The sequence below is a fragment of the Aeromonas sp. LsrichE-8G genome (assembly GCF_022869435.1).
In the GTDB taxonomy this organism is placed as follows: domain Bacteria; phylum Pseudomonadota; class Gammaproteobacteria; order Enterobacterales; family Aeromonadaceae; genus Aeromonas; species Aeromonas caviae.
On the sequence record NZ_JALIHH010000028.1, the window covers coordinates 1 to 16,769 of the forward strand.

A 16,769-nucleotide genomic window follows, 5' to 3' on the forward strand; every position below is an offset into this window, starting at 1 on the left:
GTATTTATCCAAAAACGGCAAAAAGAGTAGGCAGAGAAAATCCAAGCAAAACAACACGTTAGACGGTATTATTAATTCGCTTGCCGCTTAAGGTTCTGTACATGAGTGTCTGGATGTATGGAGTTAAATCCGATCACATCGTAAGTCAATTTTTAATAAAGATTCATATGGTAATGCCGATAGTAATTGAAGACTAGATTGAATCTTAGACTCTGCGGCAAGGACACTATGTTACTCTCAATTCGCACCAATAGTACTGCAATAGCTGCACAACGTAATCTTAGTAGTCTGATGGGGTCTTTTGACTCATCTCTCAAGCGTTTATCTTCGGGCTTGCGTATCAACAGCGCAGCAGATGATGCTGCGGGACTTCAGATCAGTAATCGTCTGACAAGCGAAATCAATGGTAGCAATGGAGCGATTCGAAATATCAATGATGCCATCTCCGTTATCAATGTTGCTGATGGGGCAATGGACGAGTCGATGAATCTCATGCAGCGTATGCGTACACTTGCTCTGCAGGCTGGTAGTGGCATCAATTCGGCAGATGACCGGGCAGCACTCAATATGGAGTTCCAGCAGATGCGTTTGGAAATGGATCGGATCGCAACCAAGACAACTTTTGCTGGACAGAGCCTATTGGCCGGGACATATGAAGGGGTGTTTTCTATAGGAGCTTATGCTGGTCAAAACATGGTCATCACAGATATGAATGCGCAAACCAAAAACCTTGGAGAAATGGTTTGGCAGTCTCGCAGTCCAACCAGCAGTAAACCTGGTGCTCACAGCATTGATGGTCTTCAGTTAGGTGCCCAACCTATCACACTCAACGGCGTGACGTTCGACACAAACTATCCAACGCTAGAAGCGTTTGTTGCTGACATCAATAGCACTAGCTTCCCAAATAACCAGAGCCCGATAGAAGCTGTACAGCACCCATTCTCGGTAAGATCGTCAATCGATCTGTCCACTCTTCCTTCCTATATCGATATCGAAGGACAGACGGTGGATTTGACAACGGGCATCGACATGACTGGCTGGGATCCTGTGAACCCCACGTCGGAAAATAGTTGGTTGATGGCAACGGTCGTCCATCGGATCAACATTGCGGCACAATCTGCAGGTCTTGGATTTTCCGTCAGTGGTTCGTATAACAACAACCCTGCTAATAATCAGCTTACGATATATAGCTCTCAAGGAAATAGCCTTACTCTGGCAAATGGCAGCATTCATCCACCCCGGGAATTCAGATAATAAGTGCGACACTCATGGATGAATGGCGAGAGGTGGCCAACTGCTGATTGGTGGTACCCTTCTGCTCGCCAAAGTAAAAGCAGTATCACCATGAGCTATCAGCAGTTGACCGAGGGGCAACGATACCAGTTATCGGTGCTTCGCGCACAGGGGATGTCCATCCTTGCCACCGCACGCGCCATTGGCGTTCATCGCTCCACCCTCTACCGGGAGCTGCGTCGTAACGCCGGGCCGCAGGGCTACCAGCCAGACAATGCGCATCAGCACGCCACCCACCGACGGGCCAGTGCGGCCAAATCTCGGCTATCTGCCGATGTCATCCAGTTTGTCGAGCTGACACTCGCCTGGTGGTGGAGCCCGGAGCAGATAAGCGCGGTGGGCAAGCAGATAGGCCTCATGGTGAGTCACGAGTGGATATACCGCCATGTGGCCGCCGACAAAGCCCGGGGTGGCCAGTTGTACCGCCATCTGCGCCAGGGCCACAAGCGCTACCGCAAGGGGGCGAGCAGCCTGCGTTCTCCCATCAAGGAAGCCCGCTCTATTGATGAACGGCCGGCTATCGTCGATAGCCGGGAGCGGCTCGGTGATTGGGAGGCGGACACGGTGCTGGGCAAGCAAGGCACAGGTGCACTGGTCACCCTGGTGGAGCGCAAGAGCCGGCTCTATCTGGTCAAGCGGGTCGCGAGCAAACAGGCTGGGGTGGTGCGGGATGCGATAATCGAGATGTTAACGCCCTACATCGAGCAGGTGCATACCATCACCTTTGACAACGGCGGCGAGTTTGCCGAACACAAGGCGATAGAGGAAGCGCTGGGTGCCGAGACTTACTTTGCGCACCCTTACTCTTCGTGGGAGCGCGGTCTGAACGAGAACAGCAATGGGCTGTTGAGGCAGTTTATCCCAAAGGGAACAGACCTGAGAGAGGTCACGGACGAGGATGTCAGGAGAGCGGAGCAGTGGCTCAACCTACGACCTCGGAAATGTCTCGGATTCAGGCAGCCTGTCAAGGTATTCGAAGAGTACCGTCAGGCGGCATAGGCGAGTGTCGCACTTCGAAGTTGAATTCGCGTTCTTCTCCTATTGCCTTCCCAAGAAACGGTACAACGATGTTAATGATCATAACAAATACGAAATAGAAAGGGAGCCGGTTAGGCTCCCTTTGGTACGCTGATATCATTATGGCTGAGGCGGATACGCAGCCGGACCATTCACGGCCAAGGGCATGTGGCCAGTGCGCCCCTTATCGATTGGTCGCGGCCTTCATCCCTTCCACAAACTCCTTCAGACGGGTGAGCATATGCTCCGGGTTCTGGTGGTGGGTCTCGATGATCTTCACCACTGCCGAACCCGAGATGGCGCCGGCGGCGCCAGCCTTGATGGCATCGCGTACCTGGGCCGGTTCGCTGATGCCAAAGCCGAGCAAGGCGGGGGGGGCGTTGAACTCGCGCAGGGAGTTGATGAGGCCCTCCACCGGCATGCCGGCCTTGGTCTCGGCACCGGTCACGCCAGCACGGCTCACCAGATAGGTGTAACCGTTACCCAGCTCCGCCACCTGCTTCAGGGTTTCGGCGTCGCCATTGGGCGGGGCGATAAAGATGCTGTCGATGCCGAACTTGTCGGCCGCCGCCTTGTAGGGGGCGCACATCTGCACCGGCACGTCGGCCACCAGCACCGAATCCACCCCCGCCTGCTGGCACTTCTCGTAGAAGCCGTCGATGTGGCGCACATAGACCAGGTTCGCGTAGACCAGGAGGCCAATGGGGAGCTGCGGGTACTTGGCGCGGATGCGGGCGAGCAGGCCGAAGCAGTCGTCCGGGGTGGTGTGGCTGGCAAAGGCACGCAGGGCGGCACCCTGAATGGTGGGGCCGTCCGCCACCGGATCGGAGAAGGGAATACCGAGCTCGAGGGCGTCGGCGCCCCCTTGGACCAGGGCATCGACGATGGCCAGGGACAGTTCGGGGGTGGGGTCACCCAGCATCACGAAGGGCACGAAGGCGCCCTGATTGGCCTTGTCCAGACGGGAGAAGAGTTGAGCGTAACGGTTCATGACAAGGTTCCTTCTTTTTCAAAGATGTCGGCAACGGTGAAGATGTCTTTGTCGCCACGGCCGGAGAGGTTGACGATGAGCACCTGCTCTTTTTCCGGTTCACTGCGGGCCATCTTGAGGGCATGAGCCAGGGCGTGAGAGGACTCCAGCGCCGGGATGATCCCTTCGGATTTGGCCAGCTCCTGGAAGGCGTCCAGTGCCTCCTTGTCGGTCACCGAGGGGTACTCGGCGCGGCCGATGGCGGCCAGGTGGGCGTGCTGGGGGCCGACGGAGGGGAAGTCCAGCCCCGCCGAGACGGAGTAGGACTCCTGGATCTGGCCCTGGTTGTCCTGCATCAGGAAGGAGTGCATGCCAAAGAAGACCCCCTTGCTGCCGTGACCCAGCGGCGCGCCGTGCTCGCCGCTCTCGATGCCGTGACCACCGGGTTCGACCCCGATAAGGCGCACTTCAGGGTTGTCGATAAAGTCCGCAAACATGCCGATGGCATTCGAGCCGCCGCCGACGCAGGCGATCACCGCATCCGGCAGGCGCTCCTCCTTCTCGAAGCACTGGGCCTTGGCCTCTTCCCCGATCATCTTCTGGAACTCCCGCACGATAGTGGGGAAGGGGTGGGGGCCGGCGGCGGTACCGAGCAGGTAGTGGGCGGTTTCATAGTTGGCAGCCCAGTCGCGCAGTGCCTCGTTGCAGGCATCTTTGAGGGTGCTGGAGCCGGAGTGCACCGGGATGACGGTGGCGCCCATCAGCTTCATGCGAAATACGTTGGGCTTCTGGCGCTCGCAATCCTTGGCGCCCATATAGACCCGGCACTTGAGGCCGAGCAGGGCACAAGCCAGGGCAGTGGCGACGCCGTGCTGACCGGCGCCGGTCTCGGCGATGATCTCGTGCTTGCCCATGCGCTTGGCAAGCAGGGCCTGACCCAGCACCTGGTTGGTCTTGTGGGCGCCGCCGTGCAGCAGATCTTCACGCTTGAGGTAGAGGCGGGTCTTGGTGCCCTTGGTCAAATTGCGGGTGAGGGTGAGCGGTGTCGGGCGACCGGCGTACTCGGTCAGGAGCGCCTGAAACTCGGCGACGAAGGCCGGATCATCCTTGGCATCGACAAAGGCCTTCTCCAGCTGGAGCAGGGCGGGGATGAGGATCTGGGGCACATACATACCACCAAATTCACCGAAAAACGGATTGAGCAGGGTCATACATTATTCCTTGTGCTTATGGGCAAACGCAGTTCATTAATTCGTTGAATGAGTCACGGGGCGCTCACAGTTGGCGCAGGGCACCAAAGGCGGCCGCCAGCTTGTGGGCATCCTTCCTGCCCGGGGCACTCTCCACCCCGGAGTTGAAATCAAGGCCCACACAGCCCACCCGGGCGGCCTCGAGGGCGTTGTCGGGGTTGAGCCCCCCTGCCAGCATCAGTTTGCTCTTGTCGAGCCCGGCCAGCAGAGTCCAGTCGAACGCCTGACCGGTGCCGCCGCTCTGGCTGCCGACTTTCGTATCCAGCAGCAGGCGATCCGCCGGGTAGTCGAGGGCGGGCAGGGGCTCGCCACTTGTGACTCCAACCGCTTTCCAGATCTGGCAGCCTGCCGGCAGCAGCGCGCGCAGTGCCTCGACATAGGCGGCATCTTCATCCCCGTGCAGTTGCACGGCGGCGAGCCCCAGCGCATCCACCGTCTTGGCGATGGTGGCGGGCTGGGCATTGCGAAACACCCCGACGTAAGAGAGCGGCGCACCCGCCATCACGGCGCGGGCGGCGGGAATGTCCACGTAGCGCGGGCTTTTCGCCACAAAGATAAGGCCGCCGAACACGGCGCCCGCCTGATGGGCGGCGGCGGCGTGCTCGGGACGAGTCAGGCCGCACACCTTGTTCTGGCCGAGCACGAGCTTGCGCACCGCGGCCTCCAGATCCGGCTCCGCCATGAGGGAAGAGCCCACCAGGAAGCCCTTGGCGTGGTGGCGCAGGGCCGCCACCTGGGCGCGGTGGTTGATGCCGGATTCGCTGATCACCACCCGATCCCCCGGGATCCTGGCCGCCAGCTGCCGGGTGCGGGCGAGATCGACGCTCAAATCCCGCAGATCCCGGTTGTTGATGCCAATCACCGGGGCGCCGAGGTCGATGGCGCGGGTCAGCTCCTCCTCGTTGCTCACCTCGGTGAGCACTCCGAGGCCCAATTCTTTCGCCACTTTGAACAGGGCGCGATACCCCTCGTCGGTGAGCACGGAGAGCATCAGGAGGATGGCGTCCGCCTGATAGTGGCGGGCCAGATAGACCTGATAGGGGTCAATCATGAAGTCCTTGCAGAGCACCGGCTGCTGGACGCGGCCCCGTACCCGGGGCAGGAAGGCGAAATCCCCCTGGAAGAACTTCTCGTCCGTCAGCACCGAGATGGCGGTGGCGTAGTGGCCATAGATGTCGGCGATGGCCTCCGGGCTGAAGTCGTTGCGGATCAAGCCCTTGGAGGGGGAGGCCTTCTTGCACTCCAGAATGAAGCGGGTGGAGCCTTGGCGCAGATCCCCCTCGAAGTCCCGATCGCTCGGGGTGAGCGCGTCCTGGAAGCTCGCCAGGGGCTGGCTCTCCTTGCGGGCGGCGACCCACTCCTGCTTGGCCGCCACGATCTTGCCGAGAATGGTCTGGCTGATGGAGGCCATGTTCAGAAAGGCGTGGGGAGCAATGACATCTGACATCTCGTTATCCTTGCGAAGCTGGCTGTTGCCCGTCGGGCGTTCTGGGTGAGTGCCCCTGGGGCACGCTGTGGTGGTGGCTGACATCATGCCTCCTGATGGCTCAGGGTGGCGAGATCCCGGGCGAGGAGGGCGGCCTGGCCGCTTGCCAGCACCGCCAGCACCCGGGCGGCGGCCTGCCGAAAGTCCGGGGCCTCGCCCGCCATGACCAGGAGCGGCGCCACGTTGGCGGCGATGGCGGCGTTGTGGGCCGGGCTGCCGCGCCCTTCCAGGATGGCGGCGGTGATGGCGCGGTTCTCCTCGGGCTCACCGCCCTGGATGGCGCTGACCGGGTAGGTGTCGAGGCCAAAGTCCGCCGGGGTGAGCAAGTACTCGCGAATTTCGCCGTCGCGGATCTCCGCCACCTGGGTCGGGCCGTGGATGGCAATCTCGTCGAGACCGGCGCCGTGCACCACCATACCGGTTTTCAGGCCGAGTGCCAGCAGGGTTTCGGCGATGGGGCGCACCAGCTCGGGGGCATAGACCCCCATCAGCTGATAGCTGGGGCGGGCGGGGTTGATAAGCGGCCCCAAGACGTTGAATAGCGTCCTGGTTTTCAAGGCCTGACGCACCGGCATGGCGTGGCGCACCCCGGCGTGGTACTGGGGGGCGAACAGGAAGCAGACCCCGAGCTCGTCCAGGCAGCGGCGGGCCTGGGCCGGGCTCATGTCGAGCTTGATGCCCATTTTATCGAGCAGATCGCTCGACCCCGACTTACTCGAGACCGAGCGGTTGCCGTGCTTGGCCACTTTCAGGCCGCAGGCGGCGGCCACCAGGGCCGAGGTGGTGGAGACGTTGATGGTGTTGAGGCCGTCTCCCCCGGTGCCGACGATGTCGCAGAAGGCATAGTCCGGGCGCGGGAAGTCGCGGGCTTCGGCCAACAGCGCCTCGGCGGCGCCGGCGATCTCCTCCGGGGTCTCCCCCTTGATCTTGAGGGCGGTCAAAAGGCTCGCGAGCACGATGGGATCCACTTCACCACGAACCACCTGGCCGAAGGCGTCGCGGGCGGCGTCGCGGGTGAGAGACTGACCCTGATAGAGGGTGTTGAGATGTTGATGCATGGTCTCTTCCTTACCGCACGTGGCTTTCTGGACGGGTGACATGGGCGAGGGCCTGGGTGAGCAGGCGGGCCCCTTCGCTGGTCATGATGGATTCCGGGTGGAACTGGAAGCCCAGCACCCGCTCGTCACGCTGCTCGATGGCCATGGGCATGCCCTGATAGTGGGCAATCACCTGCAACTCTTGTGGCACATAGGTGGCCACCAGGGAGTGGTAGCGGGCCACCGGCAAGGGGCTCGGCAGCCCCGCGAAGGCGCCATGGCCGTTGTGCTCGATGAGGGAGCGCTTGCCGTGGACGATTTCCCCCGCCGCCCCGACGGTGCCGCCGTAGGCTTCGCACAGGGCCTGATGACCGAGGCAGATGCCGAGGATGGGCACCCGGCCCCGGGCCAGCTTGATGAGGTCGATGAGGCAGCCCGCCTCATGGGGCGCGCCCGGCCCCGGGGAGAGCACCAGGACGGCGTCCCCTTCGCAGGCGTCGATCTCACTCATGATGCGGCTCGCCTGCAGGCTGTTGCGGTAGATGCGCACCGGGTAGCCCAGGGTGCGGAACTGGTCGACGAGGTTGTAGGTAAACGAGTCGAAGTTGTCGAGCAGGAAGATGTTAGTCATGGCTCACGTCCTTGTGTTGTTCCTGCTGGGCGCTGAGGGCCTGCAGGGAGGTGCCATGGCTGGCAGCGATGGCGGCCAGCACGGCCGCCGCCTTGGCACGGGTCTCGTCCGCCTCGGCCTGGGGTTTGGAGTCATAGACCACCCCGGCGCCGGCCTGGACATGGGCTACCCCCTCTTTCACGAAGGCGGAGCGGATGACGATGCAGGTGTCCATCTCCCCCGCGCCGTTCAGGTAACCCACGGCGCCGCCGTAGCTGCCGCGACGCTTGCCTTCCACCATGCGGATAAGCTCGCTGGCGCGCAGCTTGGGGGCACCGGTCAGGGTGCCCATGTTCATGCAGGCCTGGTAGGCGTGCAGGGCGTCAAGGTCGGCGCGAAGGGTGCCCACCACCCGGGAGACCAGGTGCATGACGTGGCTGTAGCGATCCACTTTCAGCAGATCCTTGACGTAGCGGGTACCGGGGGCGGAGATGCGGGCGATGTCGTTGCGACCCAGATCCACCAGCATCAGGTGCTCGGCCACCTCTTTCTCGTCCTGGCGCAGCTCCAGCTCGATGCGGCCGTCCAGATCCAGGTTGATGCTGCCGTCCGGGTTGAGGCCACGGCGGCGGGTGCCGGCGATGGGGTACATCTCCACCTGGCGGCTGTTGGCGCAGAACTTGACCGCGCTCTCGGGGGAGGCGCCAAACAGGGTGAAGCCCTCGTCCTGCACGTAGAACATGTAGGGGCTGGGGTTGGTCTGCTTGAGGCGGCGATAGGCGGCGACGGGATCCGGGCAGGGGAGGGAGAAGCTGCGGGACGGCACCACCTGGAAGATGTCACCACGGCGGATGAAGCCCTTGAGCTTCTCGACCTCGGCGCAGAACTGCTTGTCCCCCTTGTCGACGGCCAGGACGCCGGTCAGCGGCGCCGAGCCCTGCGGCGCAGGCAGCGGCTGCTGACAGGCCTGCTTGAAGGACTCGAGGCGAGCGGTCAGGCGGGCGTAGCGCGCGTCCAGCTGCTCATCCTCTTCGCCGCCGAACAGGCAGGCCAGCAACTGGGTACTCTGCTTGATGTGGTCGATGGTGATCAGGGTCTCGGCCACATAGAAGCAGTAGTCAGGGCAGTCGTTGCTCCCCTCTGGCACCTCGGGCAAGTCTTCAAAGGAGGCGATGAGGTCGTAGGCGAAGCTGCCCGCCATGAAGAGGGCCTCTTTGCCCTGCTGGCATTGCAGCTCCCGCTGCAGGGTGCGCAGCACGTCCAGCACGCTGCTGCCCTTGAGGCGGCTGTCTTCGTCAAGCTCCCGATCGGACGCCGGGAAGTCGAGGTGCAGCTCGTCCGCCACCCGGGTCTGGGTGATGACGGCGGGCAGGCGCTGCTCCAGCAGGCGCAGCAGGGCGGCGCCGTTGTCGCCGAGGGGGCGCACCTGCACGGCGCGGCCGCGGCACTCGATGCGCAGGCAGGCATCCACCAGCAGCAGGCTCTGGGTACCGGCCTTGGAGTCGATCTCCACCGATTCGAGCAGCAGGTTGTTGGGTCTGTCCTGGCAGAGTCGGGTATAGAGTGCCAGGGGGTCTGTCACATAGGGGGCATTGAGCCGGATGGTATCGAATTCGCCCAGGGGCAAACGGGTCTTGTTGCCTGTCATAATGCCTTCCCTTGCATGTGTTGTGTGTCACCGATGGTCATGGCGCTGTCTCTCTTGAAAATGGGTCGGGTTCGGGTCACGTCAGCGAGTTCGCCATCGCCATGTCAGTGTGCTTCTCTGAATTGTCGGTTTCATCACAGGTCCATTTGCCGGATAATAAAAAAGCCCGCTGGGGTCAGCGGGCTTTTTCTTTGGGTTCTTAACTTGCTGTCAGATTACAGGTACAGCAACGACCACACGCCCGCATGTCAGGGAGTGTGCCACCACCAGATGGTCAGGATGGAAGTCGCTTGCATGAGATTGAGTCCTGTAAAAAGATGTTTGCAATGAAGTGCCTACAGAAAACGATAAAGCCGCGGCCAAGTCAAGTCGCTTTTTTGCCGGCCTTTTCCAGGCAGGTCCCAAACAAGAGCGAAACACGCCGATGAGATTCGATCTGCATTGCCACACCACCGCCTCGGACGGGGTGCTGAGCCCCGCCGATCTGGTGCGCCGCGCCGCCGAAAAAGGGGTGGAGGTGTTAGCGGTCACTGACCACGATACCCTCGACGGGCTTGAGGAGGTGCGCCAGACCATCTCGGCCGACCAGTTGCCACTGCGCCTGGTGAGCGGGGTGGAGATCTCCACCGGGTGGGAGCATCACGAGATCCACATCGTGGCCCTCGGGGTGGACGAGAAAAATCCCCAGTTGCTCGCCTTTCTGGCAGGGCAGCGAGCCCGCCGGGAGGCGCGCGCCGAGGAGATCGGGCGTCGTCTGGAGAAGTGCCTCATCCCGGGCACCTATGAAGAGGCCAAGCAGCTCGCCGGTGACGCCGCCGTGACTCGGGCCCACTTTGCCCGGGTGCTGGTGGCGCGCGGGGTGGCCGACAATATGCAGAAGGTGTTCAAGAAGTACCTGAGCCGGGGCAACAAGGGCTATGTGCCCGCCGAGTGGCCCGGGATGGGGGAGGCCATCGAGGCCATCCACGCCGCAGGCGGGCTGGCGGTGCTGGCCCACCCGAGCCGCTACAATCTCACCGCCAAGTGGATCAAGCGGCTGCTGGTGGCCTTCAAGGCCGTCGGGGGGGATGCCATGGAGGTCTCCCTGCCCCAGCAGAGCCCACAGGAGCGGGCGAATCTCGGCCAGTGGGCCAGGGAGCACGATCTCTATATTTCGGTGGGGTCCGATTTTCACTTCCCCTCCAACTGGACCGAGCTTGGCCGCCACCTCTGGCTCCCCAAGGAGGGGATGCCGCTGTGGCTCGGTCACCCCGGTCATTTCGGGCTCACCCCCGAGGAGCATGCGGGCCTGCTGGCCAGCCGCTGACCCCCCGGGCCGGCATCTTTGATGCAGGCGAGTCTGCGTCAAACAGGTTAAGGTAGTGTCATGGGCCAAGGGGCCCTTGACCATGAAGCGGGCAACGAGCGTGCCCCCTATCGCGAGAAGAGCATATGAGTCAGCATTTTTACGTACATCCCGACAATCCCCAGGTTCGCCTCATCAGCCAGGCGGTGCAGATCCTGCAAAACGGCGGCGTCATCGTCTATCCCACCGACTCCGGCTACGCCCTGGGCTGCCAGATGGGCAACAAGGATGCCCTGGAGCGCATCTGCCGCATCCGTCGCATCGAGCCGAACCACGACTTCACCCTGGTGTGCCGGGATCTCTCGGAGATCTCCACCTATGCCAAGGTGGACAACACCGCCTTCCGGCTGGTCAAGAACAACACCCCCGGACCCTACACCTTCATCTTCAAGGCCACCAAGGAGGTGCCGCGTCGCCTCATGAACGAGAAGAAGAAGACCATCGGCATCCGGGTCCCGGCCAACAACATCGCGCTGGCCTTGCTCGAGGCCCTCGGTGAACCGCTGCTCTCCACCACCCTGATCCTGCCGGGCTCCGAGATGGCGGAGTTCGACCCCGAGGAGATCGCCGACAAGCTCGGCAAGCAGCTGGATCTGGTGGTCAACGGCGGGTATCTGGGCGAGCAGCCCACCACTGTGGTGGACTTCTCCGACGACGAGCCCGTGCTGCGTCGCCGCGGTGCCGGGGATCCGACGCCGTTTGAGTGATCTTGCCGACCCCGTGCCCGCGCTGACAACCCCCGCGGGCACGACGGGGGAGGCTTCCCTTCCCCCGCCCATCGCCACCGTGCTGGGGCAGCCCTACCATGAGCTGCCCCAGGACTTGTTCATCCCCCCCGATGCGCTGGAGGTGTTTCTCGACACCTTCGAGGGGCCGCTGGATCTCTTGCTCTACCTCATCCGGCGCCAGCAGCTCGACATCCTCAACCTGCCCATCCTGCAGATCACCGCCCAGTACATGGAGTACGTGGATCTGATGCAGGGTCTCAACCTCGAGCTGGCGGCGGAATACCTGCTGATGGCGGCCTGGCTCGCGGAGATAAAGTCCCGCCTGCTGCTGCCCAAGGCCCCGGAGCTGGAAGACGAGGAGGAGGGAGAAGACCCTCGCGTCACCCTCATTCGTCGCCTGCAGGAGTACGAGCGCTACAAGCTGGGGGCGGAGCGGGTCAATGCCCTGCCGAGGGTGGAGCGGGAGATCTTCGTCGCCGCCGCCATGGCGCCGGATTTTGGTGCCTTGAAGCCATTGGCGCCCGATGTTTCTCTGGTTGAACTCGCCCTTTACATGCAAAGTGTGGTAAAACGCGCGACTCATTTTGAACATCACCAGATCCGCCGCGAGCAGATCCCGACCCGGGTACGGATGGCGGAGATCCTCGCCATGCTCTCCCTGGGCCAGACCCTGCGCCTGGAGCAGGTGCTGCGGGCCGAGGAGGGGCGCATGGGGGTGCTGGTGACCTTCCTGGCCCTGCTGGAGCTGTGCAAGGAGCAATTGATCTGGATCTTGCAGGCGGAGCCCCTGGGCCCCATCCATTTTGCCCTGGCGAGTCAGGGGAAAGGGGAGGAGCATGAGCATCTACACTGAGCGAGGGGCGGCGCCAGGGGCGCGGACCCAGGAGGTCCACCGTGGCGCTGCCTGCTGAACGATTGAAGACCCTGATCGAGGCGGCGATCTTCGTGGCGGGGCGTCCCCTCACGGTGAGCGAAATCAAGGGCAGCGTGCTCTCGGACTACCCGGTCACCGGCCGCTATGTCCAGCTGCTGCTGGCAGAGCTCAGACAGGATTACAGCGAGCGGGGGGTCGAGCTCAAAGAGGTCGCCTCCGGCTGGCGTTTCCAGGCCCGCCAGGAGTATGCCGAGGAGCTGTCTCGCCTGTGGAGCGAGCGGGCGCCCCGTTATTCCCGCGCCGTGTTGGAAACCCTGACCCTGATTGCCTATCGTCAGCCCATCACCCGGGCAGAGATAGAAGCCATCCGCGGGGTGGCGGTGTCGAGCCAGATCGTCAACACCTTGAAAGAGCGCGGCTGGGTGCGCAGCATAGGACACAAGGAGGTGGCGGGTCGCCCCGAGCTGCTCGCCACCACCCGCGAATTTCTGGACTATTTCAATCTGCAGAGTCTGGAGCAGCTCCCCGAGCTGGATCCCGAACTGCCCCATCCCTTGTCGCTCATGCCGGACGAGGGAGGCGATGGGCGGCCCGCCGCGGGCCGTCTTGCGCATGAACATGGTGAGGATGCCCGCGGGGCGGCCTCACAGACATCCATGCTGTCCGCGATGTCGGCGGGCAGCGATCAACAATCAGGTAAACCCGATGAGTGAAAAACTGCAAAAAGTATTGGCCCGCGCGGGTCAAGGCTCCCGTCGTGAGATGGAGGCCCTGATCACCGCAGGTCGGGTCAGCGTGGATGGCAAGGTCGCCACGCTGGGGGATCGCGTCGAAGTGAACGCCGTGATCCGGGTGGATGGCCACCAGGTCAAGACCCGCGCCGCAGAGGAAGTGATCTGCCGCGTGCTGGCCTACCACAAGCCCGAAGGGGAGATGTGCACCCGCCACGATCCGGAAGGACGTCCCACCGTGTTTGATCGTCTGCCCAAGATGGATGGCGCCCGCTGGATTGCGGTCGGCCGCCTCGACGTCAACACCTCAGGTCTTTTGCTGTTCACCACCGACGGCGAGCTGGCGAACCGGCTGATGCACCCGAGCCACGAAGTGGAGCGGGAATACGCGGTGCGCGTCTTTGGCGAGATCACCGAAGCCATGCTGCAGCGCCTGCGCAAGGGCGTGCAGCTGGAAGACGGCATGGCCAAGTTCAACAAGATCAAGCCGGCCGGCGGTGAAGGGCTGAACCAGTGGTTCAACGTCACCCTGACCGAGGGCCGCAACCGGGAAGTGCGCCGCCTGTGGGAATCCCAGGAAGTGCAGGTGAGCCGCCTGATGCGTATCCGCTACGGCGACGTCAAGCTGGATCGCGGCATCCCCCGCGGTGGCTGGCAGGAGCTGAAACTCCCCGAGGTGAACTACCTGCGCGGCCTGGTCAACCTGCCCAACGAGACCGAGTCCAAGGTCGACCTGCAGCAGGATGGCAAGAGCACCCGCCACAAGCAGGCCGCCCAGATCCGTCGCGCCGTCAAGCGCCACAAGGAGATGCAGGGCAAGGAGCCGCGCGCCCGTGCCACCACCGCCCGTCGCAAGCCGACCTCCTCCACCCGCAATTCCGGCACCGGCAGCAAGTAAGCCGCCGCCACGGGTCGCTCGCCCCGGACACGCCACAAGCCCGCACCTCAAGGTGCGGGCTTTTTTGTTTTCTGCTCCTGCCGGGCTCCTTGAGACTGAATCGCACAGGGGAGAGAAAGGGCCAGACAAGCTCCTCCCCCTTTTGAAGGGGGAGGCTGGGAGGGGGTGAGTAGTTGTTATGCTGACAGGGGTCATAGTCGGAGGAATACTGTCATGAACGAGAAGCCAGTGCGTGTTTTCAACCGCGAGGCCACGCTGGATAAACGGCGTGAACAGCGAAACAATCCAACAGAGCCTGAACGGCGATTGTGGCAGACGCTTCGGGCTGGGCAACTCGGAGTCAAGTTTCGCCGTCAGCAAGGTATAGGCCCATACATTGCGGATTTTTACTGCCCCGGGCGGTTGTTGGTCATTGAGGTTGATGGCGACAGCCATTTCGACATGCGGGGTTTGCGTCATGACAAGCGACGGGATGCCTACATGGCGGCCCTGTCGCTGACGGTACTGAGATTTAGCAACAGGGAGGTGATGGAAAATCTACCCGGGGTGGTTGTCTCTATTCGGGCATGGCTTGATCGCGTCTGACCCCACCCCAGCCCTCCCCTTGCCAGGGGAGGGGGCCAGAGTGCCCTCTGTACGGGCTGGAAAGCGTCATACACTTCCCTTTTTTGAAGGGGAGGTGGTTGCAGACGGGGATGTGCATCAGGATGGTTGCCCTGTCGGGACGGGCTTGTTAGCCTTTCGCGCACAAAGACAGGAGAAACCAATGAGCAAGGTACTGGATGAGCTGCTGGCGTTGCTGGCGCTCGAAAAGATCGAGGAGGGCCTGTTTCGGGGCCAGAGCCAGGATCTCGGGTTGCGATCCGTGTTTGGCGGACAGGTGATGGGGCAGGCCTTGTCAGCCGCCAAGCAGACGGTGGCAAGCGACCGCCAGGTCCACAGTTTCCACTCCTACTTCCTGCGCCCCGGGGATGCCAACAAGCCCATCGTCTACGACGTGGAGAACATCCGCGACGGCCAGACCGTCTCCACCCGCCGGGTAAAGGCCATCCAGAATGGCAAGCCCATCTTCTACCTCAACGCCTCCTTCCAGGTGGAGGCCGAGGGCTTCGAGCACCAGGCGAAGATGCCGGCCGGCATCACGCCCCCGGGGCAGCTCAAGAGCGAGCTGGAGCTGGTGCGTCCCTACGAGCAGATGATCCCGGCGGCCCTGCGGGACAAGATCCTGTGCGAGAAGCCCATCGAAATTCGCCCCGTGACCCTGGTGGACCCCATCCGCCCGGATGTTCACGAGCCCCTTCGCTACACCTGGTTCAAGGCCAATGGCCCGGTGCCGGATGATCAGCGGGTCCACAACTACCTGCTGGCCTATGCCTCCGACTTCCACTTCCTGTTCGCCGCCCTGCAGCCCCACGGGGTCTCCTACTGGGAGCCGGACATGCAGGTGGCCACCATCGATCACTCCATGTGGTTCCACCGGGAGTTCCGGCTGGACGACTGGCTGCTCTACGTGGTGGACAGCCCGAGCGCCAGCGGCGGTCGGGGTCTGGTGCGCGGCCAGTTCTTCACCCGGGATGGGGTATTGGTGGCGAGCACCATGCAGGAAGGGGTGATCCGCCGCCGGGGCTGAGACGCCCCCTTGCGCCAATAAAAAACGGGAGCCGATGGCTCCCGTTTTTTATTGCCTGCGCTATCAGGCTGCGTCCTGCTCGGTGCTGAGTGCTGGCTCGCCCCGGGCGAAGCGGTCGGCCCACAGGGCGATGACGCCGTCACCGGTGACGTTGCAGGCGGTGCCGAAGCTGTCCTGAGCCAGGTAGAGGGCGATCATCAGGGCGATGGAGGCCTCACCGAAGCCGAGCATGGAAGTGAGCAGGCCGAGCGCGGACATGACACCGCCACCCGGTGCGCCCGGCGCGGCAATCATGATGACGCCCAGCATCATGATGAAGGGCACCATGGTGCCGTAGCCCGGAATGGCCAGGTGTTCGGAGAGGAACATCACCGCCGTGGCGCAGGTCACCAGGGTGATGGTGGAGCCGCACAGGTGGATGGTGGCGCACAGGGGCACGGTGAAGTTGGCGATGCCGTCGCTCACGCCGTTGCGCTTGCTGGCTTGCAGGGCCACCGGAATGGTGGCGGCGCTGGACATGGTGCCAAGGGCGGTGAAGTAGGCGGGCAGCATGTTCTTGATGAGCATGACGGGGGAGCGCCCTTGGGCGAGGCCGGTGCCGACGAACAGGACGCAGAGCCAGATCCAGTGCATGACGATGGCCATCACCAGCACTACCCCGAAGGTCTTGAGGGTGGCGAAGACGGTGCCTTCCACCGTCATCTCGACGAAGACGCCGGCGATGTAGAAGGGGAGCAGGGGAATGATCACGTGTGCCAGCAGGCGGTCGATGATGTCACGGCCCTGATCGGCGACCCGGCGCAGGTCGGTGGCCTGGGTGGCGCTGATGCCGATGCCGAACACGAAGGCGGCGGCCAGGGCCGACATCACCCCGAACAGGGGCGGGATCTCGAGGTTGATGTAGGAAGTGAGCTTGGTGGCAGCCTCGGCGGTGGGTTCGGCGGCCGTGGTCAGGTGCGGGATCAAGTGGCTCGCCACGGTGAAGGCGAACAGGCCCGCCAGTATGGTGGAGCAGTAGGAGAGCCCCACCGTCTTGCCCAGCAGCTTGCCGGAGTTCTTCGGCAGGCTGGCGATGCCGCTCATGATGAAGAAGAGGATGATGAGCGGGATGGTGAAGGTGATGAGCTGGCCTATCACCGTCTTGGCGGTGAACAGCACGCGGGCGACCCATTCGGGGGCATAGAGACCGAGCAGCAGGCCGGCGAGGATACCGGCAACCAGATTGAGAACGAGTTTCATGGGGGAATCCAGG

General features: G+C 62.8%; 16 protein-coding genes. 9 read left to right on the plus strand and 7 right to left on the minus strand.

Features of this window, described 5'->3' with window-relative positions; all coding sequences use genetic code 11:
• Nucleotides 1–228 precede the first annotated feature (228 nt).
• Nucleotides 229–1,254, plus strand: a complete 1,026-nt coding sequence (locus MUW49_RS06020; RefSeq protein WP_244812519.1) for a flagellin — start codon at nucleotides 229–231, stop codon at nucleotides 1,252–1,254.
• A 90-nt stretch (nucleotides 1,255–1,344) separates the two neighbouring features.
• A complete protein-coding gene (locus tag MUW49_RS06025; protein ID WP_019706001.1) occupies nucleotides 1,345–2,292 on the plus strand; it encodes an IS30-like element ISAs2 family transposase in 948 nt (315 codons plus the stop codon).
• A gap of 202 nt (nucleotides 2,293–2,494) precedes the next feature.
• Here the strand turns inward: MUW49_RS06025 and trpA are convergent, their stop codons facing one another.
• The 6 genes from trpA to MUW49_RS06055 form a co-directional block, all read right to left on the minus strand.
• Complete coding sequence (gene trpA / locus MUW49_RS06030) at nucleotides 2,495–3,301, minus strand: tryptophan synthase subunit alpha (protein ID WP_041213215.1); 807 nt, start codon at nucleotides 3,299–3,301, stop codon at nucleotides 2,495–2,497.
• Complete coding sequence (trpB, locus tag MUW49_RS06035; protein ID WP_041213214.1) at nucleotides 3,298–4,491, minus strand: tryptophan synthase subunit beta; 1,194 nt, start codon at nucleotides 4,489–4,491, stop codon at nucleotides 3,298–3,300. The genes trpA and trpB overlap by 4 nt, the downstream gene beginning before the upstream one ends.
• A 64-nt stretch (nucleotides 4,492–4,555) precedes the next feature.
• Entirely contained in the window at nucleotides 4,556–6,061 is a 1,506-nt protein-coding gene (gene trpCF / locus MUW49_RS06040; protein WP_244812520.1) for a bifunctional indole-3-glycerol-phosphate synthase TrpC/phosphoribosylanthranilate isomerase TrpF, read from the minus strand.
• Nucleotides 6,061–7,074: an anthranilate phosphoribosyltransferase gene (gene trpD / locus MUW49_RS06045; RefSeq protein WP_160837483.1), complete on the minus strand. Its 1,014-nt coding sequence runs from the start codon at nucleotides 7,072–7,074 to the stop codon at nucleotides 6,061–6,063. The genes trpCF and trpD overlap by 1 nt, the downstream gene beginning before the upstream one ends.
• Before the next feature lie 10 nt (nucleotides 7,075–7,084).
• Nucleotides 7,085–7,684 carry an aminodeoxychorismate/anthranilate synthase component II gene (locus tag MUW49_RS06050; protein WP_069785302.1) on the minus strand — a complete coding sequence of 200 codons (600 nt, stop codon included), beginning with the start codon at nucleotides 7,682–7,684 and terminating at the stop codon, nucleotides 7,085–7,087.
• Nucleotides 7,677–9,311 carry an anthranilate synthase component 1 gene (locus tag MUW49_RS06055; protein ID WP_103859105.1) on the minus strand — a complete coding sequence of 545 codons (1,635 nt, stop codon included), beginning with the start codon at nucleotides 9,309–9,311 and terminating at the stop codon, nucleotides 7,677–7,679. The genes MUW49_RS06050 and MUW49_RS06055 overlap by 8 nt, the downstream gene beginning before the upstream one ends.
• 424 nt (nucleotides 9,312–9,735) lie before the next feature.
• Here MUW49_RS06055 and MUW49_RS06060 point away from each other — a divergent pair, with 424 nt between their 5' ends.
• The 7 genes from MUW49_RS06060 to tesB all read left to right on the plus strand — a co-directional run bounded on the left by MUW49_RS06060 (nucleotide 9,736) and on the right by tesB (nucleotide 15,517).
• Complete coding sequence (locus MUW49_RS06060; protein ID WP_039039192.1) at nucleotides 9,736–10,617, plus strand: PHP domain-containing protein; 882 nt, start codon at nucleotides 9,736–9,738, stop codon at nucleotides 10,615–10,617.
• 125 nt (nucleotides 10,618–10,742) lie between these two features.
• Nucleotides 10,743–11,363, plus strand: a complete 621-nt coding sequence (locus tag MUW49_RS06065) for an L-threonylcarbamoyladenylate synthase (RefSeq protein ID WP_010673702.1) — start codon at nucleotides 10,743–10,745, stop codon at nucleotides 11,361–11,363.
• Nucleotides 11,356–12,237 carry a ScpA family protein gene (locus MUW49_RS06070; protein ID WP_010673703.1) on the plus strand — a complete coding sequence of 294 codons (882 nt, stop codon included), beginning with the start codon at nucleotides 11,356–11,358 and terminating at the stop codon, nucleotides 12,235–12,237. The genes MUW49_RS06065 and MUW49_RS06070 overlap by 8 nt, the downstream gene beginning before the upstream one ends.
• Before the next feature lie 41 nt (nucleotides 12,238–12,278).
• The gene (gene scpB / locus MUW49_RS06075; protein WP_244812521.1) at nucleotides 12,279–12,971 is read left to right on the plus strand and encodes an SMC-Scp complex subunit ScpB; all 693 of its coding nucleotides are present in this window, start codon (nucleotides 12,279–12,281) and stop codon (nucleotides 12,969–12,971) included.
• Nucleotides 12,964–13,887 carry a 23S rRNA pseudouridine(2605) synthase RluB gene (rluB, locus tag MUW49_RS06080; RefSeq protein ID WP_039039190.1) on the plus strand — a complete coding sequence of 308 codons (924 nt, stop codon included), beginning with the start codon at nucleotides 12,964–12,966 and terminating at the stop codon, nucleotides 13,885–13,887. Before scpB ends, rluB begins: the two co-directional genes overlap by 8 nt.
• Before the next feature lie 213 nt (nucleotides 13,888–14,100).
• Nucleotides 14,101–14,472 (plus strand): endonuclease domain-containing protein, encoded by a 372-nt coding sequence (locus MUW49_RS06085; RefSeq protein ID WP_045524070.1) that lies wholly within the window; start codon nucleotides 14,101–14,103, stop codon nucleotides 14,470–14,472.
• Nucleotides 14,473–14,653: 181 nt separating this feature from the next.
• Nucleotides 14,654–15,517 carry an acyl-CoA thioesterase II gene (gene tesB, locus MUW49_RS06090; protein ID WP_244812522.1) on the plus strand — a complete coding sequence of 288 codons (864 nt, stop codon included), beginning with the start codon at nucleotides 14,654–14,656 and terminating at the stop codon, nucleotides 15,515–15,517.
• Between the two features lie 63 nt (nucleotides 15,518–15,580).
• On the opposite strand, the gene MUW49_RS06095 is transcribed toward tesB, so the two are convergent.
• A complete protein-coding gene (locus MUW49_RS06095) occupies nucleotides 15,581–16,756 on the minus strand; it encodes a dicarboxylate/amino acid:cation symporter (protein WP_010673707.1) in 1,176 nt (391 codons plus the stop codon).
• Nucleotides 16,757–16,769 lie beyond the last annotated feature (13 nt).

What these genes read in the sequence shown, in the direction of transcription:
- MUW49_RS06020 (WP_244812519.1), top strand. Translation starts at nt 229, where the DNA reads ATGTTACTCTCAATTCGCACCAATAGTACTGCAATAGCTGCACAACGT.
- MUW49_RS06025 (WP_019706001.1), top strand. Translation starts at nt 1,345, where the DNA reads ATGAGCTATCAGCAGTTGACCGAGGGGCAACGATACCAGTTATCGGTG.
- trpA (WP_041213215.1), bottom strand. Translation starts at nt 3,301, where the DNA reads ATGAACCGTTACGCTCAACTCTTCTCCCGTCTGGACAAGGCCAATCAG.
- trpB (WP_041213214.1), bottom strand. Translation starts at nt 4,491, where the DNA reads ATGACCCTGCTCAATCCGTTTTTCGGTGAATTTGGTGGTATGTATGTG.
- trpCF (WP_244812520.1), bottom strand. Translation starts at nt 6,061, where the DNA reads ATGTCAGCCACCACCACAGCGTGCCCCAGGGGCACTCACCCAGAACGC.
- trpD (WP_160837483.1), bottom strand. Translation starts at nt 7,074, where the DNA reads ATGCATCAACATCTCAACACCCTCTATCAGGGTCAGTCTCTCACCCGC.
- MUW49_RS06050 (WP_069785302.1), bottom strand. Translation starts at nt 7,684, where the DNA reads ATGACTAACATCTTCCTGCTCGACAACTTCGACTCGTTTACCTACAAC.
- MUW49_RS06055 (WP_103859105.1), bottom strand. Translation starts at nt 9,311, where the DNA reads ATGACAGGCAACAAGACCCGTTTGCCCCTGGGCGAATTCGATACCATC.
- MUW49_RS06060 (WP_039039192.1), top strand. Translation starts at nt 9,736, where the DNA reads ATGAGATTCGATCTGCATTGCCACACCACCGCCTCGGACGGGGTGCTG.
- MUW49_RS06065 (WP_010673702.1), top strand. Translation starts at nt 10,743, where the DNA reads ATGAGTCAGCATTTTTACGTACATCCCGACAATCCCCAGGTTCGCCTC.
- rluB (WP_039039190.1), top strand. Translation starts at nt 12,964, where the DNA reads ATGAGTGAAAAACTGCAAAAAGTATTGGCCCGCGCGGGTCAAGGCTCC.
- MUW49_RS06085 (WP_045524070.1), top strand. Translation starts at nt 14,101, where the DNA reads ATGAACGAGAAGCCAGTGCGTGTTTTCAACCGCGAGGCCACGCTGGAT.
- tesB (WP_244812522.1), top strand. Translation starts at nt 14,654, where the DNA reads ATGAGCAAGGTACTGGATGAGCTGCTGGCGTTGCTGGCGCTCGAAAAG.
- MUW49_RS06095 (WP_010673707.1), bottom strand. Translation starts at nt 16,756, where the DNA reads ATGAAACTCGTTCTCAATCTGGTTGCCGGTATCCTCGCCGGCCTGCTG.